This is a genomic window from Arthrobacter sp. 05L417, from assembly GCF_056397865.1.
This window is the reverse complement of sequence record NZ_JBFTOG010000005.1, coordinates 19,864-44,047: the sequence shown is the minus strand read 5'-3', so window position 1 is coordinate 44,047 and position 24,184 is coordinate 19,864. Positions and strand designations below refer to the sequence as shown.

General features: G+C 64.4%; 26 protein-coding genes. 17 read left to right on the top strand and 9 right to left on the bottom strand.

Annotated elements, in window-relative coordinates; translation table 11 throughout:
- Positions 1 to 3: 3 nt before the first annotated feature.
- Together AC1DJW_RS06475 and AC1DJW_RS06470 are read left to right on the top strand one after the other, a co-directional pair.
- Positions 4 to 558 (top strand): hypothetical protein, encoded by a 555-nt coding sequence (locus AC1DJW_RS06475; RefSeq protein ID WP_476900999.1) that lies wholly within the window; start codon positions 4 to 6, stop codon positions 556 to 558.
- Positions 559 to 625: 67 nt separating this feature from the next.
- Positions 626 to 976 carry a hypothetical protein gene (locus AC1DJW_RS06470; RefSeq protein ID WP_284751056.1) on the top strand — a complete coding sequence of 117 codons (351 nt, stop codon included), beginning with the start codon at positions 626 to 628 and terminating at the stop codon, positions 974 to 976.
- A gap of 131 nt (positions 977 to 1,107) precedes the next feature.
- On the opposite strand, the gene AC1DJW_RS06465 is transcribed toward AC1DJW_RS06470, so the two are convergent.
- A complete protein-coding gene (locus AC1DJW_RS06465; protein ID WP_476900998.1) occupies positions 1,108 to 1,656 on the bottom strand; it encodes a CGNR zinc finger domain-containing protein in 549 nt (182 codons plus the stop codon).
- 70 nt (positions 1,657 to 1,726) lie between these two features.
- On the opposite strand from AC1DJW_RS06465, the gene AC1DJW_RS06460 reads away from it, so the two are divergent.
- Together AC1DJW_RS06460 and AC1DJW_RS06455 are read left to right on the top strand one after the other, a co-directional pair.
- Entirely contained in the window at positions 1,727 to 2,758 is a 1,032-nt protein-coding gene (locus AC1DJW_RS06460) for an EamA family transporter (protein WP_476900997.1), read from the top strand.
- 105 nt (positions 2,759 to 2,863) lie between these two features.
- Positions 2,864 to 3,136 carry a DUF2277 domain-containing protein gene (locus tag AC1DJW_RS06455; protein WP_234752874.1) on the top strand — a complete coding sequence of 91 codons (273 nt, stop codon included), beginning with the start codon at positions 2,864 to 2,866 and terminating at the stop codon, positions 3,134 to 3,136.
- Positions 3,137 to 3,307: 171 nt separating this feature from the next.
- Here the strand turns inward: AC1DJW_RS06455 and AC1DJW_RS06450 are convergent, their stop codons facing one another.
- The 3 genes from AC1DJW_RS06450 to AC1DJW_RS06440 all read right to left on the bottom strand — a co-directional run bounded on the left by AC1DJW_RS06450 (position 3,308) and on the right by AC1DJW_RS06440 (position 6,559).
- Positions 3,308 to 5,812 carry a heavy metal translocating P-type ATPase gene (locus tag AC1DJW_RS06450; RefSeq protein ID WP_476901045.1) on the bottom strand — a complete coding sequence of 835 codons (2,505 nt, stop codon included), beginning with the start codon at positions 5,810 to 5,812 and terminating at the stop codon, positions 3,308 to 3,310.
- Positions 5,813 to 5,883: 71 nt separating this feature from the next.
- Positions 5,884 to 6,123, bottom strand: a complete 240-nt coding sequence (locus tag AC1DJW_RS06445) for a heavy-metal-associated domain-containing protein (protein WP_390281405.1) — start codon at positions 6,121 to 6,123, stop codon at positions 5,884 to 5,886.
- Positions 6,124 to 6,172: 49 nt separating this feature from the next.
- Positions 6,173 to 6,559 (bottom strand): metal-sensitive transcriptional regulator, encoded by a 387-nt coding sequence (locus tag AC1DJW_RS06440; protein WP_284751061.1) that lies wholly within the window; start codon positions 6,557 to 6,559, stop codon positions 6,173 to 6,175.
- 215 nt (positions 6,560 to 6,774) lie between these two features.
- On the opposite strand from AC1DJW_RS06440, the gene AC1DJW_RS06435 reads away from it, so the two are divergent.
- From AC1DJW_RS06435 to AC1DJW_RS06410, 6 genes are read left to right on the top strand one after another with little or no spacing between them, the layout of a single operon-like run.
- A complete protein-coding gene (locus tag AC1DJW_RS06435) occupies positions 6,775 to 8,067 on the top strand; it encodes an extracellular solute-binding protein (RefSeq protein ID WP_476900996.1) in 1,293 nt (430 codons plus the stop codon).
- 43 nt (positions 8,068 to 8,110) lie between these two features.
- Positions 8,111 to 9,115, top strand: coding sequence for a carbohydrate ABC transporter permease (locus tag AC1DJW_RS06430; protein WP_459342427.1), 1,005 nt, complete (start codon positions 8,111 to 8,113; stop codon positions 9,113 to 9,115).
- The gene (locus AC1DJW_RS06425; protein WP_390281398.1) at positions 9,112 to 10,020 is read left to right on the top strand and encodes a carbohydrate ABC transporter permease; all 909 of its coding nucleotides are present in this window, start codon (positions 9,112 to 9,114) and stop codon (positions 10,018 to 10,020) included. The genes AC1DJW_RS06430 and AC1DJW_RS06425 overlap by 4 nt, the downstream gene beginning before the upstream one ends.
- Positions 10,017 to 11,630 carry a beta-N-acetylhexosaminidase gene (locus AC1DJW_RS06420; RefSeq protein WP_476900995.1) on the top strand — a complete coding sequence of 538 codons (1,614 nt, stop codon included), beginning with the start codon at positions 10,017 to 10,019 and terminating at the stop codon, positions 11,628 to 11,630. The genes AC1DJW_RS06425 and AC1DJW_RS06420 overlap by 4 nt, the downstream gene beginning before the upstream one ends.
- 7 nt (positions 11,631 to 11,637) lie before the next feature.
- On the top strand, positions 11,638 to 12,453 hold the full coding sequence (locus AC1DJW_RS06415; protein ID WP_390281393.1) for an IclR family transcriptional regulator: 816 nt from the start codon (positions 11,638 to 11,640) through the stop codon (positions 12,451 to 12,453).
- Between the two features lie 8 nt (positions 12,454 to 12,461).
- The gene (locus AC1DJW_RS06410) at positions 12,462 to 12,911 is read left to right on the top strand and encodes a rhodanese-like domain-containing protein (RefSeq protein ID WP_390281391.1); all 450 of its coding nucleotides are present in this window, start codon (positions 12,462 to 12,464) and stop codon (positions 12,909 to 12,911) included.
- Positions 12,912 to 12,920: 9 nt separating this feature from the next.
- Here the strand turns inward: AC1DJW_RS06410 and AC1DJW_RS06405 are convergent, their stop codons facing one another.
- The 4 genes from AC1DJW_RS06405 to AC1DJW_RS06390 all read right to left on the bottom strand — a co-directional run bounded on the left by AC1DJW_RS06405 (position 12,921) and on the right by AC1DJW_RS06390 (position 16,534).
- A complete protein-coding gene (locus tag AC1DJW_RS06405) occupies positions 12,921 to 14,219 on the bottom strand; it encodes a sensor domain-containing phosphodiesterase (protein WP_476900994.1) in 1,299 nt (432 codons plus the stop codon).
- A gap of 124 nt (positions 14,220 to 14,343) precedes the next feature.
- Positions 14,344 to 14,748: a RidA family protein gene (locus AC1DJW_RS06400; protein ID WP_059388814.1), complete on the bottom strand. Its 405-nt coding sequence runs from the start codon at positions 14,746 to 14,748 to the stop codon at positions 14,344 to 14,346.
- Complete coding sequence (locus AC1DJW_RS06395) at positions 14,745 to 15,506, bottom strand: IclR family transcriptional regulator (protein WP_284751069.1); 762 nt, start codon at positions 15,504 to 15,506, stop codon at positions 14,745 to 14,747. Before AC1DJW_RS06395 ends, AC1DJW_RS06400 begins: the two co-directional genes overlap by 4 nt.
- Positions 15,503 to 16,534 (bottom strand): sugar kinase, encoded by a 1,032-nt coding sequence (locus AC1DJW_RS06390; protein WP_390281386.1) that lies wholly within the window; start codon positions 16,532 to 16,534, stop codon positions 15,503 to 15,505. Before AC1DJW_RS06390 ends, AC1DJW_RS06395 begins: the two co-directional genes overlap by 4 nt.
- Before the next feature lie 234 nt (positions 16,535 to 16,768).
- On the opposite strand from AC1DJW_RS06390, the gene AC1DJW_RS06385 reads away from it, so the two are divergent.
- From AC1DJW_RS06385 to AC1DJW_RS06355, 7 genes are all read left to right on the top strand, one after another.
- Positions 16,769 to 18,103 carry a type III PLP-dependent enzyme domain-containing protein gene (locus tag AC1DJW_RS06385; RefSeq protein WP_459342431.1) on the top strand — a complete coding sequence of 445 codons (1,335 nt, stop codon included), beginning with the start codon at positions 16,769 to 16,771 and terminating at the stop codon, positions 18,101 to 18,103.
- Between the two features lie 10 nt (positions 18,104 to 18,113).
- Positions 18,114 to 19,766 carry an N-acyl-D-amino-acid deacylase family protein gene (locus AC1DJW_RS06380; protein ID WP_476900993.1) on the top strand — a complete coding sequence of 551 codons (1,653 nt, stop codon included), beginning with the start codon at positions 18,114 to 18,116 and terminating at the stop codon, positions 19,764 to 19,766.
- Positions 19,763 to 20,398, top strand: a complete 636-nt coding sequence (locus tag AC1DJW_RS06375; RefSeq protein ID WP_476900992.1) for a bifunctional 4-hydroxy-2-oxoglutarate aldolase/2-dehydro-3-deoxy-phosphogluconate aldolase — start codon at positions 19,763 to 19,765, stop codon at positions 20,396 to 20,398. Before AC1DJW_RS06380 ends, AC1DJW_RS06375 begins: the two co-directional genes overlap by 4 nt.
- 22 nt (positions 20,399 to 20,420) lie before the next feature.
- Entirely contained in the window at positions 20,421 to 21,812 is a 1,392-nt protein-coding gene (locus tag AC1DJW_RS06370; protein WP_476900991.1) for a GntP family permease, read from the top strand.
- 333 nt (positions 21,813 to 22,145) lie between these two features.
- Positions 22,146 to 22,346: a hypothetical protein gene (locus AC1DJW_RS06365; protein ID WP_059388808.1), complete on the top strand. Its 201-nt coding sequence runs from the start codon at positions 22,146 to 22,148 to the stop codon at positions 22,344 to 22,346.
- A gap of 58 nt (positions 22,347 to 22,404) precedes the next feature.
- Positions 22,405 to 23,559, top strand: a complete 1,155-nt coding sequence (locus AC1DJW_RS06360; protein WP_476900990.1) for a WD40/YVTN/BNR-like repeat-containing protein — start codon at positions 22,405 to 22,407, stop codon at positions 23,557 to 23,559.
- Positions 23,560 to 23,567: 8 nt separating this feature from the next.
- Entirely contained in the window at positions 23,568 to 23,855 is a 288-nt protein-coding gene (locus AC1DJW_RS06355; protein ID WP_284751077.1) for a MoaD/ThiS family protein, read from the top strand.
- Positions 23,856 to 23,871: 16 nt separating this feature from the next.
- On the opposite strand, the gene AC1DJW_RS06350 is transcribed toward AC1DJW_RS06355, so the two are convergent.
- Positions 23,872 to 24,108: a hypothetical protein gene (locus tag AC1DJW_RS06350; RefSeq protein WP_059388807.1), complete on the bottom strand. Its 237-nt coding sequence runs from the start codon at positions 24,106 to 24,108 to the stop codon at positions 23,872 to 23,874.
- Between the last annotated feature and the right edge of the window lie 76 nt (positions 24,109 to 24,184).

Here is a 24,184-nt window from a genome sequence, read left to right as displayed (position 1 = left end):
CTGGTGACTCTCCCCACCTCTTCAGCGACTTCATCCACGCCTTCAGCAACCGGACTCTGGAAGCCCGTACTTCTCCGCGCCGGTGCTGCGCTGGTGTTTGGAGCCGTGACCGTCTTCTGGGGCTCGCCATCCGTTCACGTTCTGGCCTGGGCTACAGGGCTCTACCTGCTCGCAACCGCGGGCGGCGCGTTCCTGGCTGCGAGTGTTCCGGCGGCCGCGGCTGTCGTCGTTGGCCTGGCAGGGGTGGGTGCCTTGATTACGCAGTCCGACACGGGGGTTGGCGTTTCCGCGCTCGTAGGGTTGCTGGTGCTCGGGGTGTTTGAGCTGGTCCAGGGATTCCGGCAGCGCGGACACCATGTGCTTGCCCGCGACTGGATCATTTCCGGTGTGGTGGGCATCGGCACCGCCGTTGCGTTGCCGTTCTTCATCAGCCTTGGAGCGCACGCACTTCTCGGTGTTGCCGGCGGTGGCGCCATCATCTCGGGAGTCTTGTGGGTGCTGTCCGGGCTGAGCCTCCGGCACGATGGGCGAAGCCCCTCCGCTGAGGCCGTAAACTAGTAGTCGTACGTTCTACCCTTCGTAGAACTTTCAAGGCGCGAACGGCGCCAACACCCACATTGGAGGAATGACCTTGGCTGACCAAAAACCAGGAGAGCCGCGCAAGATGCGGACCTCGGTTAAGGGACCGCTGATGTTCTCCGCGTTTTGGGGCGTCGTGATCTTTTTCGCCGTGCTGATTTTCGCCTCCGGCGGGAGCGCCCGGACTCCGCGCTTTGACCTCGCCTTTACGGGCGCCGGCATCGCCTTCATTGTGAGCCTTGTCCTCGCCGCAATGCTTTCCATGAGCCACAAGGAAAACGCCGAGCACCTCGGCAAGGGCTCGGGCGTCAACCTGAGTTCCAGGAAGCCGGGCCAGGGTCACGGTTCTGCGGCCCCCCATGCGGGCAGCGAGACGGAAACCCCCGACGCCGACTAGGCCGTCCTAGCCTCGTATCCCGTCACGCCACGCAACTTTTTGCCGGCTGGCGACCCCGGCGACCCCGGAAACCCGCGGCAGGCCGCCGTCGTGCGCCCCGAAAAGTTGCTCCGCGTGACGCTCGCGCCGGCTCACTCCGTACCTGAGGCCTTCCGGGCCCGGTAGGCGGCCACGTGGGTTCGGTTGGCGCAGTTGCCGGTATCGCAATAGAGCTTGGAACGGTTGCGGCTCAAGTCCAGCACAACCGCGTCGCAATCGTCTGCCGCGCACACCCGCAGGCGGTCCATTTCCTTGCTGCGGATGACGTCGACGAGTGCCATGGCAGCCTCCGTCCCCATGCGTTCCGCGAGGGGCGCTTCAGGAGTGGTGGCGTGCAAGTGCCAATCCCAATGGTCGTGCTTGACCAGCTGGGGAAGTGCACGCGCGTCGGTGAGGAGTTGGTTGACGGTCTTTGCGGCCGCGTCCTCGTCCGCTGTCCACAGGGAAGCCAACTGGCTCCGCAGGCGCTTCGCGCTGGCCAATTCCGCCTCGGTTCCCTCCCTGGTCCCCGTGAATTCTTCCGCGTCGAGGAAGGCGTGGAGCTCGGCGGCACCCGTGAGGGATTCGGTCCCGTTGGCGGCCGTATTGATCAAATTGACCACGGTTCGAAGCGCCACTTCAGTGTCAGGTGCAAAAAGCACTTTGACTCCTTACATCTCTCGGGGGTATTGTCAGCAGCGTAACCCATTTTACTCCTGACAGGAGGCTGCTGTGTCAGCTGCAACAAACCGGGCTGGTGCTGCGGGCTTCATGGCGTCGGGCCTGGGGCTCGCGCTCTTTTCCTCAGCTGTTTTCGGCTTGTCCGGCTCGTTCGCCAAGTCGCTCCTGGAAACCGGGTGGACCCCCGGCGCGGCAGTTGCCATCCGCTTGAGCGGTGCCTCACTCATCTTGGTGATCCCGGCCGTCGTCGCTCTCCGGGGCCGTTGGCACCAGCTCAAGGACAATTGGCTCACCATCCTGTTGTTCGGCGTGATTGGCGTCGCCGGGTGTCAGCTTTTCTACTTCAACGCGGTATCCAAGCTGTCCGTGGGTGTCGCCCTCCTGCTCGAATATCTCGCGCCAACCATGATCGTCTTGTGGCTCTGGGTCGCGAGCCGACGCCGCCCCCGGGCCCTCACCGCTATTGGAACGCTGCTTTCCCTCGGCGGGCTCGTCCTGGTGCTTGATCTCACCGGCTCTGTGAAGGTGGACTTCATTGGCGTCCTGTGGGGCATGGCCGCAGCCGTCTGCCTGGTCATCTACTTCTTCATCACCGCCAAGCAGAACGACACATTGCCGCCCATCGTGCTGGCCGCAGGCGGTCTCATGGCAGGTTCAATCCTTATCTGGATTGCCGGCGGGACCGGTCTGCTGACCATGACTTTCGCCACCGCGGATACGCATCTCGGGCCGTGGACAACGCCGTGGTGGGTCTCGATCGCCGGCCTCGTCATCCTGTCCACCGTGCTGTCTTACGTCACGGGGATCATGGCTGCCCGAAGCCTTGGTTCCAAGGGGGCTTCCTTTGTCTCGCTCACGGAGGTGTTGTTTGCCGTCGTGTGGGCCTGGCTTCTCCTGGCCGAATTGCCCGGAGCCATCCAGCTCGTGGGCGGGGCACTCATCGTGTGCGGGGTGGTTCTGGTGCGAATCGACGAGCTACGGGCTGACAAGCGCGATGCCGCCGGATTCGGCGAAGACCACACGGCCCTTGAGCTTGACCACGCGAACGACGTCGAGCCGGTTCCCTCGGAGAGGGTGCTCTGAAACAATCTCCGGTGGTCCCGCAGCTACGACTTCAGGACCTTTGTCAGGGCTCAGATATCGCTTCAAGGGGTCCCGGCACGGGAGAGCGGGGCCTAGCATGTTGATATGTGCCGGAACATTCACACCCTCCACAATTTTGAGCCACGAGCCACCTCTGCGGAGGTGGAAGCCGCAGCCCTGCAATACGTGCGCAAGATCAGTGGCACGACGAAGCCCTCGAAGGTCAACGAGGAAGCGTTCGCCGAGGCTGTCCATGAGATCGCGCACATCACCCAGCACCTGCTCGATTCCCTCGTGACCCATGCGCCAGCGCGCAACCGCGACGAGGAGGCGGCAAAAGCCAGGGCCCGGGCAGCCGTTCGTTTCGGAACGGCCTAGCTTCCCCCAAACTGCTAGCTTCCCCCAAACTAACTGGCAGTTGTTGCCGTTTTCACGCCGGATAACGACAACAACTGCGTGGGCCCACGCCGCCAGGGTTCCCTGGCCGAGCTTGCGAGGCGAGGGTGGCGGTGGGGATCAGTTGGGTGGGGCCCACGGTGGCGGTGGGGGCTACTTTGCGAAGGAGCGCAGCCGTAGTGAATTCGCGACCACCAGGACCGAGCTCGCGGCCATGGCCGCACCGGCGATCATCGGGTTGAGCAAACCAAGGGCTGCCACCGGGATACCGATGGCGTTGTAGAAGAAGGCCCAGAACAGGTTTGTCTTGATGGTGGTGAGGGTCTTCCGGGACAGCTCGATGGCTTGCACCAGCTGGCCGAGGTCACTGCCCATCACGGTCAGATCCGAGGCCTCGATGGCAACGTCGGTACCCGATCCCATGGCTATGCCAAGGTCGGCTTGCGCCAGCGCAGCGGCGTCGTTGACTCCGTCCCCTGCCATGGCCACAGTGGAACCCTGGGCCTGGAGTTTCCGCACCGCGTCCACCTTGCCTTCCGGCAGGACTCCCGCGAATACGTCTTCCGGGGAGATCCCGACGGCGGTGGCCACTTGGGCGGCGACGGCGGCGTTGTCTCCGGTCAGCAGCAGAGGGCGAATCCCGAGTTCCTTGAGCTTTGCGATGGCTGCCGCCGAACCGGGTTTGACAGTGTCCCTTAGCGACACGATCCCGGCGGGCTCCCCGTCCACAGCAACCCAGATGGCGGTAGCCCCACCAGCTTCCTCAGTGGCCAGGGCCCGGCGCTGTGCATCGTCGGGGAAGATTCCGTTGTCTTCCAGCCAGCCGGTCCTGCCGGCCACGACCGTCCGACGAGCGCCATTCCCTGCTCCGTTCAGCGCAACCGTTCCCCGGACTCCGCCGCCCGGGGCGGAACTGAAGTCCTTCACGGCGGGGAGGGGGCCGGCGTCGGGCATTGCGGACTTGGCTGCGGCGGCAATGGCGTGGGCGATGGGGTGCTCCGACGCTGCCTCGACTGCGCCGGCGAGAGACAGGACGTCGGCGGGGGAGTGGCCGTTCAAGGCCAGGGTATGTCCGACGGCCAGCTTTCCGCTCGTGACGGTTCCGGTCTTGTCCAACAGGATGGCGTCCACCGTGCGCGTATCTTCAAGCACCTGTGGACCCTTGATGAGGATGCCGAGCTGCGCGCCCCGACCGGTCCCGGTCAAGAGGCCAACGGGTGTCGCGAGCCCAAGCGCACACGGGCAGGCAATCACGAGGACCGCCACAGCAGCAGTGAACGAGGCGTTGAGGTCCCCGCTCAGGGCGAGCCAGAATACGAAGGTAACGACGGCGATAACCAGCACGACCGGAACGAACACGGCGCTGATGCGATCGGCGAGCCGTGCAATCGGGGCTTTGCCCGTCTGCGCTTGGCTGACCAGCCGCCCCATTTGCGCCAGCGTCGTGTCGGAACCGACGCGGGTCGCGCGGACCAACAAACGGCCCGAAGTATTGATCGTGGCGCCCGTGACCTGGCTTCCCGGTCCGACCTCCACCGGCATGGATTCGCCGGTGATCAGCGACGCGTCGACGGCGGATTCACCGCCCGTCACTACGCCGTCAGTAGCGATCTTCTCGCCCGGGCGGACCACGAAGATGTCCCCCGCCACGAGTTGCTCGGCCGGGATCTTGTGCTCGACGCCGTCGCGCAGCACCGTTGCGTCCTTGGCTCCCAGGTTCAGCAGGGCCTTGAGGGCATCGCCGGCCTTCGCTTTGGCGTTGGCCTCGAGATAACGGCCCAGCAGCAGGAACGTGGTGACCACAGCCGCAACTTCGAAGTACAGCCCGCCGCTCACGCCTCCCATGGACTCCATGCCGGGGTGTTCAGTCATCATGGGGTTGGCAACGAGCTGCCACGCAGAGTAGAGGTACGCGGCCAGGACACCAATCGAGACGAGCGTGTCCATGGTCGAGGCGAAATGGCGCGCGTTGATGGCGGCCGCACGATGGAAGGGCCAGGCAGCCCACGTCACCACGGGAAGAGCCAGTGCAGCGGCGACCCAACCCCAGTGCGGGAACTGCAGGGCTGGAATCATCGAGATCGCGAAGACCGGGACCGTCAGTATGGCAGCGGCGATCAGTCTCGGCTTTAGCTGCCGGGACGCGGGGCCGTGGTGCATATGGTCTTCGTGGGCGCTGTGGTCGCCTGCCGCGGCGCCACCGGCGCCATGCTCGGCGTGCTCGGTCGTTCCGCCCCACCGGCCCCCTAACCTCGCAAGCTCGGCCAGGGAACCCTGCCGGCGTGGGCCCAGCTTAGACGCACGCTGCCGCATGCCCCCCGCGTCGCCACTGTGGTCATGGAGCCACTCGTTTTGGTCGCTATCGCTGTGGTCATGTTCGGGTTCGGAGTGCTCGCCAAGATGCCCGGTGCCGGGCTCGAGCGCGCCGAGCATGTCGGTTTCGCGATCGTGGCTCACGGTGCTGGACGGGCTGGGCCGGGATTCGCGGATCCAGGCTTTGTAGCCCGTTGCGTTTACGGTGTCCACGATCTGTTGGTCGGTGACGTTGTCCGGGACTTTTACCTGGGCTGATTCGAGGGGGAGGTTGACGGAAGCCTCCACGCCGTCGAGCTTGCCCAGTTTCCGCTCTACGCGGGCCACGCACGATGCGCACGTCATTCCCTCGATGTCGAGTTCGATGATGCGCGTGCCCGTTTGGTGGAGGATGTCGTGATTGCTCACATTGGCCCCTACGCCTCGTTGGCGACTACCAGGTAGCCGGCTTCGGCGACGGCTTCGCCGATTTCGGACGGCGACAATTCCTGGGTTGAGGTGATGGTGACGGTGGAGATTCCGCCGGCATTCAGATCGATCTCGACATTCTCCACTCCCGTCAAGGACTCAATTTCTTCGCTCACTGCGGAAACGCAGTGCCCGCAGGTCATTCCGGAAACGCTGACGTTCGTCTGGATGGTGGCGGTGTGGCCCATGGCGTGCTCCTTGGTAGTGAGTTGAATGGTGTGGTGAGTGCTTGCGGGGTTACCGCAACAGGCGCCCGATGGCATCGGCTGCCTCCTTGACCTTGATGTCGATTTGCTCTGCGCGCACGACGGGATCGGACTCGGAGGCAGCTCCGACGACGCAGTGCCCGATGTGTTCCTCCACGAGCCCGAGGCTCACGGCATGCAGGGCTTTAGTGACAGCCGAGACTTGGGTGAGGATGTCGATGCAATATTTGTCCTCTTCCACCATGCGCGCAATGCCGCGTACCTGGCCCTCGATCCGCTTAAGGCGCCTCAAGTAGGCGTCCTTGTTGGAAGAGTAGCCGTGTTGGGAATGCGCTCCATCCTCAACGTCGATGCCCGGCTGGCCAATGTTCAAATCAACCGGGTTCAAATCTGCGGGGTCCACATCGATCGTGCTCATGCCCCAAAGGTATACCCCCTAGGGGTATAAAATCAAGTACCCCCAGGGGGTATCAGCCATCGTGCGAAAGATCGCCTATTTACAAATTCTCGTTTTGCAATGCAAACCTTTTGCCGCTTGTGCTTCCGCTCACAAAAGTATGTTTGTAAAGTTTCCTTCCATACCCGAAGCGGGGGACCGCCGGGCACTCAACCCTTTTCTCTATGGAGGATCCATTGAAAATCGCACGCTCTGCGGCTGCCTTTGCCCTCGCCGCCCTCGCACTGACGGCCTGCGCCCCGCCCACGTCGAACAACGCCGCGTCATCTTCCGATGAGAAGTCCGGCACCATCCGCGTCTGGCTCTTCTCGGAAGTCAACCAGGACCCCAAATCCGCGGTAGTCAAGGCCGCGGTTTCCGATTTCGAAGCCAGTCACAGCGGCGTCAAGGTCGACGTCCAGTACATTCCCGTCGACAGCCGGGCAGAACGGTTCAAGGCCGCGTTCAACGACCCCTCGAGCGCTCCCGACGTCGCCGAGTTCGGCAACACAGACCTCGCCAGCTACGTTGCATCCGGCGGATTGTCCGACATGACTGCAGACATCAAGGCCTGGGATGAGTCCAAGGACCTGGACAGCAAGATCCTGGCCACCACGGACGTCGGTGGCAAGAACTACGGTGTGCCGTGGTACGTCGGCGTCCGAGCCCTCTACTACCGCGCCGATCTGCTGCAGAAGCTCGGGCTGGGGGCGCCCAAGACTCTTGCCGACGTCGAAACCGTGGCCCGCGCCGTCCGCGCAGCCAACCCGGACATGCTCGGGATTTCGGTTGGTGGAGCTGCGCAGTTCTCCGCTATGCCCTACCTCTGGGTCAACGGTGGCAACATTGCCACGAAGAAGGGTGACACTTTCGTCTCTGGTCTGGATTCGGCCGAATCCCGGGACGGCATCTCGGCTTATGCCCGGCTGCTCAAGAACGACATCTGCCCGCCCCAGACGTGCGCCGAATTCGGCGGAAACGCGAGCGTCCAGCAGTTCATCGCCGGCAAGTCGGCCATGACCATCGGTGGCGACTTCAACTACAAGGCCGTGGCGGCCAGCGCCGTCAAGGACAAGTTCGCGGTGGTTCCGGTTCCGGGCAATACGGCAGGTTCGATCGCCCCTGCATTTGCCGGCGGAAACAACCTGGGCGTCTTCAACAGCAGCAAGCACCACACCCTGGCAGCTGAGTTCGTTGAGCTGTTGGCTGGCAAGAAGTTCCAGCAGAAGATGTTCGACGCCATGGGCAACCTGCCGACATTCAGCGACGTCCAGACGTCTGTTGCGGCGTCCAATCCACAGCTTGACCCCTTCATCAAGACCCTCGCCGCCGGCACCAATTTCGTCCCCGTGACGGAAACCTGGTCCACCATCGACGCCCAGGGCATCTTCACCGGGATGTACCAGAAGATCGTCACGGGTAAAGCTGACGTCAATACGGCTACTGCGGACGCGGCTGCAGCCATGAACAAGGTCTTCGGATCCAAATGACGGGGTTCGTGAGGCACGTCCGATCCACGCCAGGTGGCGCGGCGTGACGGCGCTTGCATCCGCGAAGGCGGGCACAAACGGAGCGAACCGCAAACAGGACCGCAAACAGAACCGCAAGCCGACGACGGCGCGCATGCCCCGCCGTCGTTCGCAGGGCAAGCGCAGCTTGGAACCGTGGTTCTACCTGGCCCCGGCTTTCATTGTCCTGATCGCGCTGCTGGGATACCCGATCTTCCAGCTCATCAACGTTTCCTTGTATGACTACCGCCAGGCCCAAGTCAGTGGCAAGGCACCACTGCAGTTCACGGGCCTGGAGAACTACCAGAAACTGTTCGCCGATCCGGAGTTCTGGTCCGTCCTGGGCAACACAGTGTTGTTCGCGGGCGCCTGCGTTGTCCTGACGCTGCTGGTGGGAACGTCGTTGGCAGTGCTGGCCACACGGCTCCGGCCCTGGGTCCGGACCGCGCTGTTCGTAGTCTCGCTCGGCGCTTGGGCCACACCGGCCGTCACCGGCAGCGCCGTGTGGTTGTTCCTCTTCGACCCCACCTTGGGACTCGTCAACAAGGCACTCGTGTCCGTGGGCTTGACCCAGTTCAACGGCTACTCCTGGACCTACGACAAATGGTCCGCCTTCGGGCTGGTGGCCAGCGAAGTGGTGTGGTGTTCGTTCCCGTTCGTGCTTGTGACGGTCTACGCCGGCATCCAGGCGATCTCCACCGAAGTGATTGAGGCGGCGCGGCTCGACGGTGCTTCCATGCCCCGGATCGCGCGCAGCATCATGCTTCCGATGCTGCGGCCCATCGTGATGGTGGTGACCATCCAGTCCATCATCTGGAATTTCAAGATCTTCTCCCAGATTTACATCATGACCAATGGCGGCGGTATTGCCGGGCAGAACCTCGTGCTGAACGTCTACGGCTACCAGCAGGCCTTCGCGGCCAGCCTTTATGGCCTCGGCTCGGCCCTCGGCGTCATCATGACCGCGCTGCTGATGATCATTACCCTGATCTACCTCCGCATCCTCAAGAGAACGGGAGAAGTCCTGTGACCGCCGTCGACGTTCCACTCCGCAAGAACCGGCCCGCACCGGACGCGCCGCAACAGTTCCGCAAGCGCGGACGACGCCGGTTCGGCGCCGATGCGGCGGCACTCGCCATCGCGCTTCTTGTCGCGTTCCCCCTGTTCTGGATGGTCCTTTCGGCCCTCAAGCCGAAGACGGCGCTCGACGCCGGCGATGCGGCACCGTTCACGCTGGAACCGTCCTTCGACTCCTTCATGCGGGTCCTGTCAGTGAACAACTTCGGCAGGTACTTCCTCAACAGCGTAATCGTGGCGCTCGTGGTCGTCATCGTCTCCACTGTGCTGGCGTTTTTGGCCTCCGTGGCACTGACCCGCTACCAATTCAAGATGCGCACCAAGCTGCTGATCGTGGTCCTCGTGTCCCAGATGGTGCCCGTCGAAGCGCTCACGATTCCGTTGTTCTTCCTGCTGCGCAATGCCGGGGAGGCCGTACCGTTGGTGGGCTTGAACCAGCTCGGCTCCGTGGTGCTGGTCCATGTGGGATTCAGCATTCCGTTCGCGATCTGGATGCTTCGTGGCTTCGTGGCAGCCGTGCCGGTCGAGATCGAAGAGGCAGCGCGCATAGACGGGGCGAGCGGTTTCCGTTTTGTCCGCTCGATCCTCTTCCCGCTCGTGGCGCCCGGAGTGGTGGCATGCTCGGTGTTTTCCTTCATCTCCACGTGGAACGACTTCCTCTTCGCCAAGACATTCATCATTTCCGCCCAGGAGAACCAGACCCTGCCCATGGCATTGTTGACCTTCTTCAAGCCCGACCAGAACGATTGGGGTGCCATCATGGCCGGTTCCGTGATTATGACCATTCCCGTGCTGATCTTCTTCATCGCAGTGCAGCGAAAACTCGTGTCCGGGCTGGCGGGGGCGGTGAAGGGATGAGCGCCGCGGATCTGCTGGTTCCCGTGCCGTACTCGGTGGAGTCGCGTGTCGGTTTCCTGGAACTGGACGCAGCCACCACGCTGGCCGCCGATCCGGAGCTCAACAGTGCGCGCCGCTGGCTGGCCCGGAACCTCGGAGCGGCCACTGGCTGGGACCTGTTCCCGGCCGCCGCGGCCGATGCGGGTATCAGCCTCCTGCTTGACCCGGAGCTCGACGCCGAGGCGTACCGACTGGAGGTGGGCGCCGCCGTCGTGATTCATGCGGGCGGTCCGGCCGGAGCCTTCTATGGCGCGCAGACGCTCCTGCAGCTGATGGGACCCGCCGCGTTCCGGCAAGCGCCCGTTCCGGAAACGGATGGCGCATGGCCGGTTCCCAAGGTATCCATCCAGGACCACCCGCGTTTCGGGTACCGCGGGGCCATGCTGGACGTGGCCCGGCACTTCATGCCCAAGGACAACCTGCTGCGGTTCATCGAGGTGATGGCCATGCACAAGCTCAACGTCCTGCACCTGCACCTCACGGACGACCAAGGCTGGCGGATCCAGGTCAATCGCTACCCGAAACTTACCGAGACCGGGGCATGGCGTCGCGAGTCCTCGCTTGGTTCTTGGCGGGCAGGGGTTTTCGATGGGCTTCCGCACGGCGGGTTCTACAGCCAGGACGATTTACGCGAAGTGGTCGCGTTCGCTGCCGAGCGCCACATCACCGTCATTCCGGAGATCGATGTTCCAGGACACAGCCAGGCCGCCATCGCCGCCTACCCCGAACTGGGAACGGGCGTGGCCACCGAGGTGTGGCCCCGTTGGGGAATCAATGAGACGGTCCTGGAAGTCTCGGAAACCTCATTGGAGTTCTACCGCAACGTGCTCGATGAAGTGGTGCAGATCTTCCCGTCCCGTTGGATCAGCTTGGGCGGAGACGAGGTTCCTTTGACCCAGTGGCAATCCAGCGCCCAGGCACAAGCCAAAGCCGCCGAACTCGGATTGCCCGACGTTTCGGGACTGCACAGCTGGTTTGTCGGGCAGTTGGCGAAGCACCTTGACGGGCATGGGCGTGCTACCTCCGTGTGGGACGAAATCGGCGACGGCGAGCTGCCGGATGGTGCATTGGTGGCCTCCTGGCGAGGCTACGAAGGCGGTATGAGCGCGCTCAAAAGCGGTTATGACGTGGTCATGTGCCCTGAGCACAAGCTGTACCTTGACCACCGGCAGGCCGACGGCGACGGCGAACCCGTGCCCGTGGGTTTTGTCACCAGCCTGCAGGATGTCTACGGCTTCGAACCGCTGCCCGCGGGTGCGGATGAAACGTTCCGGGGCAGGCTCCTCGGCGCGCAGGCCAACATCTGGACGGAACACCTGGATTCCCCGCGACGGGTCCACTTCGCCGCGTTTCCGCGGCTGAGCGCCGCGGCGGAGGTGCTCTGGTGCCAGCCGGAGAACCGCGACTACGATGGTTTCCTGGCCAGGCTCGAAGGCGCGCATCTGGAACGCCTGGAGGCCATGGGAGTGGAATACCGGCCGCTGTCCGGACCGCATCCCTGGCAGTTGAGGCCTGGAGTGGTTGGCTGGAAACGCGATTACGACGCCGAGCAGCGCATCGCCGCTGGATAGGACACACGTGGGTACTGAAGGCACGGAGGCCCGGAACTCCTCGGCTTCGCTGCGGAAGGCGCTGGCTTTGCTGGCGGTGGTGGCGGAGCATCCGGTGAGCGCGGACGGACTCGCCTTGGTGGAGCTGACCAAGCTCTCCGGGCTCAACAAGAGCACGGTTCTGAGGTTGGCCGCGCCCTTGTTGGACGAAAACCTGCTGGAACGCGACGCCGAGAGCGGCCGCTTCCGGCTGGGCCATGGTTGCCTGCGTTTGGGACAGTCATACCTGGACCGGCTCGATTTGCGCAGCGTCGCGAATGCCGAGCTCAGAGTGCTGATGAGGGCTACGGAAAGCACCTGCCACTTGGTGGTCCTGTCCGGCCATGATGTGGTCTACCTCGACAAAGTTGAAGACGAGGCAACAGTCCGTATGGCATCGCGCGTTGGGGCGACCATGCCGGCGTACTGCACCGCGGTTGGCAAAGCCATGTTGGCCTTCAGCCCGGAGGAAGTGGTGGCGCCTATCCTGGCCGGCGATTTGGTGCCCATCACCGACAGGACCATCACGGATCCCGAGCAGTTGCGGGCTGAATTCGCCGCGATCCGTCGCCGAGGCTATGCGATCGACGACCGTGAAAACGAACCCGAGGTCCGGTGCGTCGCTGCCCCGATCTTCGGCCACGACGATCACGTGGTTGCCGCCCTCAGCGTCTCATCGTTGTCGTCCCGGATGACCGCCAAACGCGTCCGTGAAGTAGGTCCCATGGCCGCCGAAACCAGTTTGCGCATCTCGGCCAAGCTGGGATCGCGACGTGCCAACGCCAAACTCGCGAAGCTGGCTTAGGAGGGCAGATGGAAAAGCCAAAGAACGACGCCGGTGCTGCGGTTGGGGCGGACGGTGCCGCAGGCGCTTACTTCCGTGCGAAGCTGCAGTTCGAGATCGACGTCATGGACGTTGCCGATGCGGCTCCCGGCAGTTTCGTGCTCGTGGATACACGCAGGCAGTCTTCGTGGGACCACGGTCACATCCCCGGTGCCGTGCACCTTCCGACCGCCGGGATACCCGCCCGGGCAGCCGCACTGATCCCGGCCGGGACCGCAGTGGTGGTCTATTCCTGGGGACCTGGTTGCAATGGAAGCACCTTCGCGGCCCTGGCCTTCGCCGAGCTCGGGTACCCGGTGCGGGAGATGATCGGTGGCATCGAGTATTGGGCGCGGAACGGGCTTCCTGTGGAGACAGCTACGGGTGTTGTCGTTCGGGACTTCGATGGCCTGGTGACGGCGCACCAGCCCGGGGGATAGCAGCCACCGCTACCCCCATCCCGCCCAGTCCTCCGGTCTGAGCGAGGGCCGGCCGAGAAGGTAACCTTGGGCCGCGGTCATCCCGAGCTTGGTGACCGCAGCCAGCTCGGCCTCGGTCTCGATCCCTTCGGCTACCAGGGCGGCTCCGATTTCGGAGGAAAAACCGACCATCGCAGCTCCCAGGGCCCGCTGTCCCGGATCTGTGTCGATGCCGGCGATGATCTCGCGATCGAGTTTGATGAGGTCCGGCTTGAGTTGCAGGATGTGGCGCATGGAAGCAAAGCCGGCGCCGGCGTCGTCGACGGCTATTCTCAGGCCGGCGCGCCGCAACGGCGCCAGCGCTTCGGCGAGCGGTTCATAGTTGGCGACCTCATGGCGTTCGGTGACCTCGAGCACGACGCGTCGTGGAGGGATGGTCGACTCGACAATCGCGGCTGCCAGCCGAGGGTCAAGGCACGCGCGCGGTGAGAGGTTTGCCGCGATGTACAGTTCCGGCGGGAGCCCCGCAGCGGTGGTCAGCGCGGTCCGGAGAGCAAGGATCTCGAGCTCGATATCCAGGCCGACCGAGGCGGCCTCCATGAAACGCACCTCCGGGGACAACTCCTGGGAGCCGCTGAACCGTGTCAACGATTCCACTCCAACTACGTTGCCGGTTTCCAGGCACCGGATCGGCTGGAATGCTGTGATGAGTGAGCCGTCATTGAGCAATGCCTGGATGCGGACGGTGACTTCCGCACGCGAACGTGCTGTCTCTGGATTCAAGACGCGGCAGGTGCCCTCGAAACCGCAGTCCCTGCCCTCCCTGTCGCGGATCGGCCTTCCGGCAACATCAATCAAGACGCGGCTGCCGTCCCGGTGGCGGCACACGGTGACCACCCGTGACCACGAGGAGTCACCGCTTTCCCTGGCTTTCCAGTCCACCCGTGCGTCTGCCAGGTCCCCGGGGTCGATGACGCGGGTGATGTGCCTCCCCAGCAGCTCGGAAGGTTCGTACCCCGTGATGTCCTTGCAAGCCGGGCTGCAGAACGTAAATCGCCCATCGGGCCCCGTGGCCCACAGCCAGTCCAGGCTTGTATGCAGCACGGTGTCCATCAAGCGCGACGTCCGGAACGCCTGGCTTCGTTCCCGCTGCTGCTGCCGCATGAGACGCCACGCCGCCAGCACCATCAGGGGCACGATCAGCAATGCCAGAAGAGCCGGGAACCCGGTCATTTCATCGATGCCGCCCCACAGCGGAAACCCGAAAGCCAATGGCAGGCGGATAGACAAGGCGACTGCAGCCTCGATGAATACGACAACCAGCAGCAACCATCCGGTAGAAACCGACGCCAGCCGGTTTGCTGGGCGTCCGTCCCGGGAAGACGCCCTCTTAAGCCTGGGAACGCGCATAAAGGGCATCACCCAATAGTGCCACCAAGCCGGGCTCGGGGGATTACGCCGTAACCGCCAGCGCGTCGATTTCCACGAGCATGACTTCGTGCGGGAGGTCGACGAACACCGTGGTGCGGCTGGGCAGTTGGCCACTGGGGACGTTCTCGGTGATGAATTCGCCGTAGACCTCGTTCATGGCGGCGAAGTCGTCGCGGGTAGTGAGGTAGACGCGGAACATGATGACATCTTCTACCGAAGAACCGCCGGCTTCGAGGATCGCCTTCACGTTCTCCAGTGTGCGGCGGGTCTGGACGCGGACGTCGCCCTCGCCGATGTACTGGTTGGTGGCGGGATCCATGGGGCCCTGGCCGGATACCTGGAACAGGCCGCCCTTCTGGATGCCTTGGGAGAATACGTGCGCCGGGGCCGGAGCATTTTCGGTCAGTACTACAGTCTTTTCACTCATGCCGAGTTCCTTTCGTGGCTGATCCAGCCGAGGTCGCGGGAGATGGCCTCGGTGCTGGCTTTGAGGTCGGGCAGCAGCTCAAGCAGTCCTTCATAGCTGAGCATCACCACCGGTACCGAACAAGAGGCTGCGGCCACGACGGCGCCACTCGCGTCGCGAATTGGGGTCGCGATGCAGTGCACGAAGGATTCGTGCTCGGCGTTGTCGTGGGCCCAGCCCTGGATCCTGACCTGCTCCAGTTCGGCCAAAAGGGCCTGCGGCGAGGTCAGGGTGGTGTCGGTAATTCTTGTGTAGTCGAGTCCCGCCGCGATCTTTTCCTGCCGGCTGCGTGGCATGTCGGCAAGCAGGACTTTTGCGACGGCAGCCGAATGCAGGGACGCGGTCAGGCCGATCCGGGAGTACATCCGCACGGGATGGTGCGACTCGAATTTGTCGATGTACACCACGTCGTTTCCCTCGAACGCGGCAAGGTGCACGGTGTGCCCGGTCTTTCCGTTCAGTTCGGCCAAGTACGGGTGCGCCACTTTGCGGATGTCGCGCTGTTCCAGGGCGAGCGAGGACAGCTCGAACAGCTTGGAGCCAAGCATGAACCGCTGGTCCTCATCGCGGACAACGAATCGCTTTTCCTCCATCGCGTGCAGGAGGCGCATCACGGTGGTCTTGTGCACCGAAGCCTTGGAGGCAAGCTCATCCAGGGTGGCCGGTTTGGAAGCAAGCTCGGCGAGCAGGTCGATGGCCCGCATCAGGCTTTGACTCATAGTGCTGTTCTCCGATCTTGGGGGCTCCGATTCTGGCTGCTGAAGTGTCCCCCGGCAACGTGGATCCCGGCCCACTCGGCGTCTGTGGAATCGAGGATGGCCGAAAGCAGCGCTGAGCCGGGAAGGGGGCCGCGATCGCCATGCACGGTGAGGGTGCAGGCTGCGGCGACGTGACCGCGGCGGAGGCTCGCCTTCTGCTCGAGGCCGAACAGCACGCCGCTCAGGTAGCCGGCAGCGAAGGAATCACCCGCGCCCACCGGCTCAAGCACGTCCACGGACAATGCCGACACCTCGGACCGCGTCCCGTCCCGTTCCAGCGCGATGGCGCTGATGGCCTCGTTCTTGATGACGACGACGGCGGGATCCGGCATGAGACGCCGTAGTTCAGTCTCGTCCGTGGTGCCGAAGGCGTGCTCGGCCTCGTCCTTGCCCACCAGCACGATGTCGGCAAGGTTGGCAAGACGGCGCAGCACGGAACGGTCCTGTCCGGCCCAGAGTGCCGCCCGCCAATTGACGTCGAAGCTGATGATGCGGCCCTGCCTCGGTGCGGCGAGGATGGCCTCGGTCAGCTCGAGGCATTCCGCTGAGAGCGCCGCTGTGATGCCGCTCAGGTGGATGAGCGATGCTTCGTTAAGCAAACGCTCGACGGCGGGATTCGCCAAGGTGCCCAGGCCCATGGCCGACGCGGCGGAACCCTGCCGATAATACAAAACTGAACTGCCGCCGTCGGGATCTGATTCCTGGGCTGGGACCTTGACGTAAAGCCCGGTGGGCCGTACGGGATCAACCTCGACGCCGGAAATGCCTACTCCGTGGCCGCTGAGCTCCTCCAGGATCCGGGTGCCGAATCCATCCCGGCCCACCCGGCCTACCCAGTGGGAGTCCAGGCCCATGGCGGCCAGGCCCATGGCAACGTTCGATTCCGCGCCGCCGATGCCGCAGTGCAGCTCCGTGGCTTGGTGCAGCGGGACGGGCTTCACCGGAGTGAGCATGGCCATCGTCTCGCCCACACATACAGCTGAAAGCATGAAACTCCCGCGCTCCCTCTGCCGCGTCCAGCGGCACTCGACACCCCAATGAAGAAGGGATTTCCGTGGCCTGATCAGGGGGTGCCGGGCCATGCCGCGGCCTTGACTCCCAATCCTGCACCATGTTAGACATATCACCAACAGCTTTGCAACCTGCGTTGCAAAATACGCAACGCAAGGAAATTGCGAGCAGAATGCGCACAGTGAATCGCGCACCGTGAAGGGATCGAACTGGTGAACACTTCCACGTCCGGGGCCGGAGCAGAGGCCGGGGCAATTGCGACCGACGCCGTGGCCCGCCTGGCAGATGTCCGGCTCGACTGGCGGCACAAAGCCGTGCCCGCCACAGCCAACGGCACCAGCCACCGCGAGTTCCTCTCCACAACCCCGAAACTCAAGGACCTCCAGACACCGTTGTTGACGCTTGATGCCGGGGCGATGCGCGGCAATGCCGATCGGCTGGCTTCGTGGTGCGCGGAGCATGGCGTCTTGCTGGCTCCGCATGGAAAGACCACCATGGCGCCACAGCTCTGGGCCGAACAGCTGAGCCGCGGCGCCTGGGGGATCACCGTGGCGAACTTCGCCCAGCTCCGCGTGGCCCGCGAATTCGGCGTGCGGCGCCTGCAACTGGCCAACAGCCTGAGCGATCCGCACGCGATCGAATGGGTCGCCAAGACCGCAAATCCGGACCGGCCGATCCTGTCCTGGGTGGACTCCGCCGTCACCGTGGAGGTCATTGGCCGCACCTTGGAAGCTGCCGGAAGCAATGCCGTCCTGGATGTCCTTGTTGAGCTTGGCGGGACCGGCGGCCGCACCGGCGCACGAGGCGTGGCGGCTGCACTCGACGTCGCGCGCGCCATCTCTGCCTCCCCGCACCTGCGGCTGGTGGGGGTGAGCGGCTACGAAGGATCGCTGGCCCACACGGCAGACGCCGACAGTCTCGCCGCCGTCCGCGGGTTCTTGGGCCAAATGGGTGAGCTGCATCAGCGGCTCCTCGAGGAAGGTCTCTACGGGGCCGACGCCGTCATCCTCACGGCAGGCGGCAGCGCCTACTTCGACGACGTCGTCGACGTCCTTTCGCCGCACGTCACCGCTGGCTCCGAGGCGGGCACCCGGGTGGAACTCATGATCCGCAGCGGGGCCTACATCATCCACGACGATGGCTTCTACCGCGGCATCTCGCCGTTTTCCCGCGACGGCGGCCAGCCGTTCACGGCAGCTATGCACGGCTGGGCGCGCGTCGTATCCCAGCCCGAGCCCGGCCTTGCCATCCTCGACGCCGGTAAACGCGACTTGCCGGTCGACGAAGGCCTCCCCCGTCCGCAGCTGATCGGACCCGCCCTCGGCGGTCCCATGCAGCCGCTCGAAGGCGCCGAGATCACCGCGGTCAACGATCAGCACTGCTTCATGACGTTCGACGCCGGCACCACCACTGTGCGGCCCGGAGACGTCGTGCGACTGGGGCTTTCGCATCCGTGCACGGCCTTCGACAAGTGGACGCTCATCCCAGTGCTGGCGGATACCGACGGCGACCAAACCGTCGTCGACCTCATCCATACCTTCTTCTAGGACACACGCCATGAAGACACTCATCAGCAACGCCATCCTGGTGGACGGAACCGGGGCGGACCGCCGTCCCGCGGACGTCCTGCTGGACGGCGGAGTGATCGCCGTCGTCGCCGACGCCGGATCCCTCACCGCAAGCGGAACCTGCGCCGAGCGGACCATCGATGCCACGGGACTCGTCCTGAGCCCCGGATTCATCGACATGCACGCTCATTCGGACCTGCAGTTGCTGGTCAACAAGGACCACTACGCCAAGCTCAGCCAGGGCGTCACCACCGAACTTCTGGGCCAGGACGGGCTGTCCTACGCTCCGGTGGACGACGCCACCCTGACCGGGGTCCGCGAGAAGATCGCCGGTTGGAACGACAACCCGCAGGATTTCGACTGGAATTGGCGGACGATAGGTGAGTACCTGGAGCGCCTCGACGCGGAAGAAGACGGGGGCCGGATCGCCACCAACGCCGCCTACCTCGTGCCACAGGGAACCGTGCGGGCCCTCGTGATGGGCTTCGCCGAAGGGGACCCGACGCCGGAGCAGCAGGAGCGGATGCAGGACCTGGTCCGCACCGCCATGGAGGAAGGCGCCGTGGGGATGTCCTCCGGGCTGACCTACACCCCCGGCATGTACGCCGGCACCGAGGAACTGGCGGGACTTTGCCGCACGGTGGGGGAGCTGGGTGGTTTCTACGCCCCGCACCACCGCTCCTACGGAAAGGGCGCGCTCGGCGCCTACGCTGAGATGATCGGACTGAGCCGGGACACCGGCTGCGCGCTGCACCTTTCCCACGCCACCATGAACTTCGCCGAAAACAAGGGCCGGGCGGGCGAGTTGCTTGAGCTCATCGATGCAGCGCTCGACGACGGCGCCGACATCACGCTCGACACCTACCCTTACCTCCCCGGCGCCACCACGCTCGCGGCCATTTTGCCTAGCTGGTCATCCTCCGGCGGCACCGAGGCCACACTCGCGCGCTTGGCCGACCCGGCCACGCTGGCGAGAATCCGCGAAAGCGTGGAGATTTACGGCTCCGACGGGTGCCACGGCGTCGTCGCCGAGTGGGACACCCTGGAGGTCAGCGGCGTCCAGAACCCGGCGCTCGCCGGCCATGTGGGCAAGACCATCGCCGCAATCGCCGCCGAAACCAACGCAGAGCCGTTCGACGTGTTCGCACAGATCCTCCAGGCGGACCGCCTGGGCACCGGGATCCTGCAGCACGTTGGCCACGAGGAAAACGTGCAGGCCATCATGGTCCACCGTACGCACACCGGCGGCAGCGACGGCCTCTTGGTCGGAGCCAAGCCGCACCCGCGTGCCTGGGGAACATTCCCCCGCTATTTGGGCCACTACAGCCGCGACTTGGGCTTGCTGACGCTGGAAGATATGGTCCACCACTTGAGCGGCCGCCCCGCCGAGCGGCTCAAGCTCGATCGCCGCGGGCTGGTCCGCGAAGGCTACGCGGCCGACGTCGTCCTCTTCGATCCGCGCACCGTCCGTGACGAAGCCACCTTTGAAAACCCCCGCAAGCCAGCCACTGGCATCCATTACGTGTTCGTCAACGGGACGGCAGCGATCGACGGCGGGAAGCCCACCGGCGCCCGTGCCGGCCGCGCCCTGCGCCGCAGCCCCGACGGACGCACCCGAGCAGGAAGTACGGAAATCGCATGACTCCTGAAGAATTCGTCGAACAGCTTGAAGCCGACCGCACCCTCGCCGTCGTCCGTGCGCCGTTTATCCCCCACGCCGCCGAGCTGTGCCGCGCACTGGCCGACGGCGGCATCCGCAGCGTCGAATTGACGTTCACCACCCCGGACGTGCTGAAGCATGTGCGTCGGGCGGCGGACACCGCCGCGCAGCACGGCGCCGCCGTCGGAATCGGTACCGTGATGACGGCCGAGCAGGCAAGGGCAGCAATCGACGCCGGTGCCCAATTCCTGGTGACGCCCGGCCTTCGCCCCGAGGTTGCGGCGGTGGCCGTCGCAGCCGGCGTTCCCTTCAGTTTGGGCGCCATGACACCCACCGAGGTAGCGCAGGCCCTTGACCTCGGTTCCGCCGCAGTCAAGATCTTCCCGGCCAGGCAGCTCGGCCCGGCCTACCTCAAGGATCTTCAGGGTCCCTACCCTGGCATCCGGCTTCTGCCCTCCGGCGGGATCGACGCCTCGAACGCCAAGAGCTACCTCGACGCCGGCGCCGCAGCGGTCTGCTGTGGAACCAGCGTGGTCCCTCCGTCCGCCGTGGCCGCAGGCGACTGGGCTGACATTTCGGCCAGGGCCGCCGCCTTCACCGCCACCCTCGCGTAGGAATCCCCAGAAAGTAACCTCCATGAATGAATTCCTGAACTGGCTACGGCACGATACGGCCGGCCTGCTTCTCCTGGCAGGTGCCGGCATTGCCCTCCTGTTGTTTCTGATCATCAAAGTCAAGGTAGAACCGTTCATTGCCTTGGTGGGTACCAGCGTGCTCGTCGCGCTGGCGGGCGGCGTGAGCATCGATGCCCTTGTAGGCTCGCCCATCAAGAGCGGGGACGCCCTCATCGAGAAGGGCTTCGCCGGGATCCTCGGACACATCACCCTGATCATCGGCCTGGGCACCGTCCTGGGCGCCATCCTGGAACGATCCGGCGGCGCGGAGGTCCTGCTGGGCAGGCTCGTGAAGATCTTCGGCGAAAAGGGAACGCCGCTGGCCATGGGCGTCACCGGGTTTGTCCTCGGCATTCCGGTCTTCTTCGACATCGGCATTTTCGTGCTCGCACCCCTCGTCTACGTGGCGGCGGTGCGCGGCGGGAAATCCCTCATTTTGTACGCCTTGCCGCTTCTCGCCGGCCTCTCCGTGACCCACGCCTTCCTGCCGCCGCACCCAGGTCCCGTAGCCGCGGCCGGACTGTTCCACGTTGAACTGGGCTGGATCATCATCATGGGTCTGGCCTGCGGCATCCCTGCCTGGTTCGCTTCCGGCATTCTCTGGGGCCAGTGGATCGGCAAGCGCGTGCAAGTTGCCGTTCCGGAGGACCGCGTGATCCCGGAGGCGGAGGAAGCCGTGGGCCACGAGCCGCCCATGAGCGTCGTTGCCCTTGCCATCGGCCTGCCGATGCTCCTGATCCTTGGCGCCACTTTCGGCAACGTCTCCCTCCCCGCGGGCGGATTCCGGGATGCGCTCGTGTTCTTCGGCAACCCGGCCATTGCGCTCACGGTCGCCGTCGCACTGTCGATGTGGCTCCTGGGCACGCGTCGAGGCATGAGCGCCAAGGACCTCTCCGAACTGAGCTCGGCCTCGCTGAAGCCGGTCGGCATGATCCTGCTTGTTGTTGGAGCCGGTGCATTCTTCGGCGCAGTGCTCTCGGCAACCGGGGTGGGCAACGCCGTGGCGGACACCTTGGCCAAGGCCGGGCTTCCTGTCATTGTGTCCGCTTACGTGATCGCCTGCGGCATGCGCCTCGCCCAGGGCTCGGCCACGGTCGCGATCGTGACCACCGGCGGCATCCTGGCCCCGGCGCTCACGGCCGGACATTATTCGCAGCCGCAATTGGCCCTGATCGTCATGGCCATCTCTTCCGGCTCCATCATCGCCAGCCACGTCAATGACGGCGGATTCTGGATCATCTCCAAGTACTTCAACATGTCAGTCAAGGACACCCTGAAGACGTGGACGGTGCTGGAGACAGTGCTCTCGGTAGTGGGCTTCGGTATGGCGGCCCTGCTGTACCAGTTCGTCTAGGAGCTGAGCGACACGGAAAATCCCTGGCGCCTCCGGAATTCCGTGGGCGCCAGGGATTTTGCGTGTCGCGAGGCTTAAACAAAGAGCTCCGGAGTGCGTTATTGGGGGATACGCACTCCGGAGCGGACTTTGGAGCAGGTTCTTTGGGTTCCTGCTGACAATTAGCTTACGTGCCACGACAGCGCTCCGCTACCAATCTGAATAACTACTTTCACTTTACTTTTTCCAGCCCCGAATTTAGGGCCGGACCCGGCATTTGATCAAGGTCCTCGTCCCCTTGTAGTGCACCCGGCGCAGGCCTAGCGTTAACTTGCACAGGAAGGGGTGGTCCACGTGGAGATCTTCATGTGGTGGCTGGACATAGACCTCAAGAGCAAGGAATGGCTGCGGGAGAACCTCCGCGCCACAGAGCTTCCGCTGGAAGTCCTGCAACGCATTGCCGACGTTGGCGGTCCGCGCCTTGAGGAACTGGCCGGCGGGCTAAGCGACGCCGACTGGGACTTCATTGAGACGCAATCCGAGTTCGTGGACTGAGGCGGTTTCCTAGAAGCGGTTCATAAAACCGTTGCGGCCCCCGCGAGGGGATGGTTGCATGGGGTTCATGGCTACCGCAGAGAGTTATGTCTTGGCGATCGGGACCAAAAAAGGATTGTGGCTGGCACGCAGCACAGACCGCAAGGAATGGTCCCTCTCCGGTCCGCACTTCCTCATGAGCGAAATCCCAAGCATCGGGATCGATACGCGCGGGGACAATCCCCGGATCATGGTGGGCGTGCGCTCCGAACACTGGGGTCCCACCGTGGCCCACTCCGATGACCTGGGCGCCACATGGACCGAGCCCGAACAAGGCGCCATCAAATTCCCGGAAGGCACCGATGCCGCTCTGGAACGGATCTGGCAGATCTATCCTGACTCCGCCTCCCGGCCCGGGGTGGTCTGGGCAGGTTGCGAACCGATCTCCGTCTGGAAATCGACCGACGGCGGCGAGCACTTCGAGTTGAACCGCGGCCTATGGGACCACCCGCATCGCAGCGAATGGGGAGCCGGTTACGGCGGCGCTGCCGCCCACTCGATCGTGGTCAACCCTTCCGGGGAGAACGTCCACGTCGCCATGAGCACGGGCGGCGTCTACCGCTCGCTCGACGGCGGAGCCTCCTGGGAGGCCTGCAATAAGGGGATCTCGGCGTACTTCATGCCCGATCCCAATCCAGAGTTCGGGCAGTGCGTGCACAAGATCGCCGCGGATGCCGCCGTCGAAGGCAGGTTGTATGCGCAGAACCACCACGGCGTGTACCGCACGGACGACAACGGCGAAAACTGGGTTTCAATCGCCGACGGTCTTCCCGCTGATTTCGGCTTCGTGATGCTCACCCACCCCCGCCGCGAAGGGACGGCCTGGGTGGTCCCGATCAAGGCCGATAGTGAGCGGATTCCGCCGGACGGCCATCTCGCGGTGCACCGCACGGATGACGCCGGTCAGTCCTGGAAGCGCTTGGATGTGGGCCTCCCGGACCATGAATACAACGCCGTGCTCCGTGACGCAGCCGCGGTGGATTCTGCTGAACCTGCCGGGGTGTACTTCGGAACACGCGGCGGTTCGGTCTACGCCAGCGCCGACGAGGGCGAGTCCTTCAGCGAAGTCGCCTCGCACCTGCCTGATGTTTTGTGTGTGCGGGCTGCCGTTGTCTCCACTGATGTGGCCGCCGAATTGGCTGCTGCCGTCGCAACATCCGGCCTGCCGGCCTAGGACGGACCTTGCCTGACATCACGGTGCTTTTGCCCAGCGTTCTCCAGCCACTCGCCGGCGGGCAGTCCTACCTGACTACGCCCGCCGACGGAGCTGTGACCGTGGAAAGTTTGCTTGATGCTGTGACCGGGGACTACCCGGTGCTGGCCCGGAGGATCCGGGATGAAACCGGTTCGCTCCGCCGCTACGTGAATATTTACGTGAACGGCGAGGAGGTCCGGCGTCTGAAGGGTCTGGATACTGAGGTTGCTGCCGGCCAGGAGGTCTTGATCATCCAGTCCGTGGCTGGCGGCTGAGCGGTTCGGGGCCAGGTCAGGCCACTCGCCAGACTGTGCATTCGTCGGTATTGATGGCCTTGCGCAGGCCCGTCAGCTGATCCATGATCCAGACGACGCCGATGCCCGGGGCCGTTTCCTGGACGCTGCCCCTGCGGATGACGACGTCATCGTAGGAGGGTCCGACGGAGAGGCGGGCTTCGATCTGGTCGCCGCGGTGCAACTGGTCAAGTGCGCGGATTCTTGTGGGGTGGGTCGATACTTCCTTCAACATGGTGGCCTCCCTGGCTGGAGCTGCCAGCGTTTGCCGGCTATTCCAGTGTGGCGGCCCAATGTTGCGGTGTGGTTTC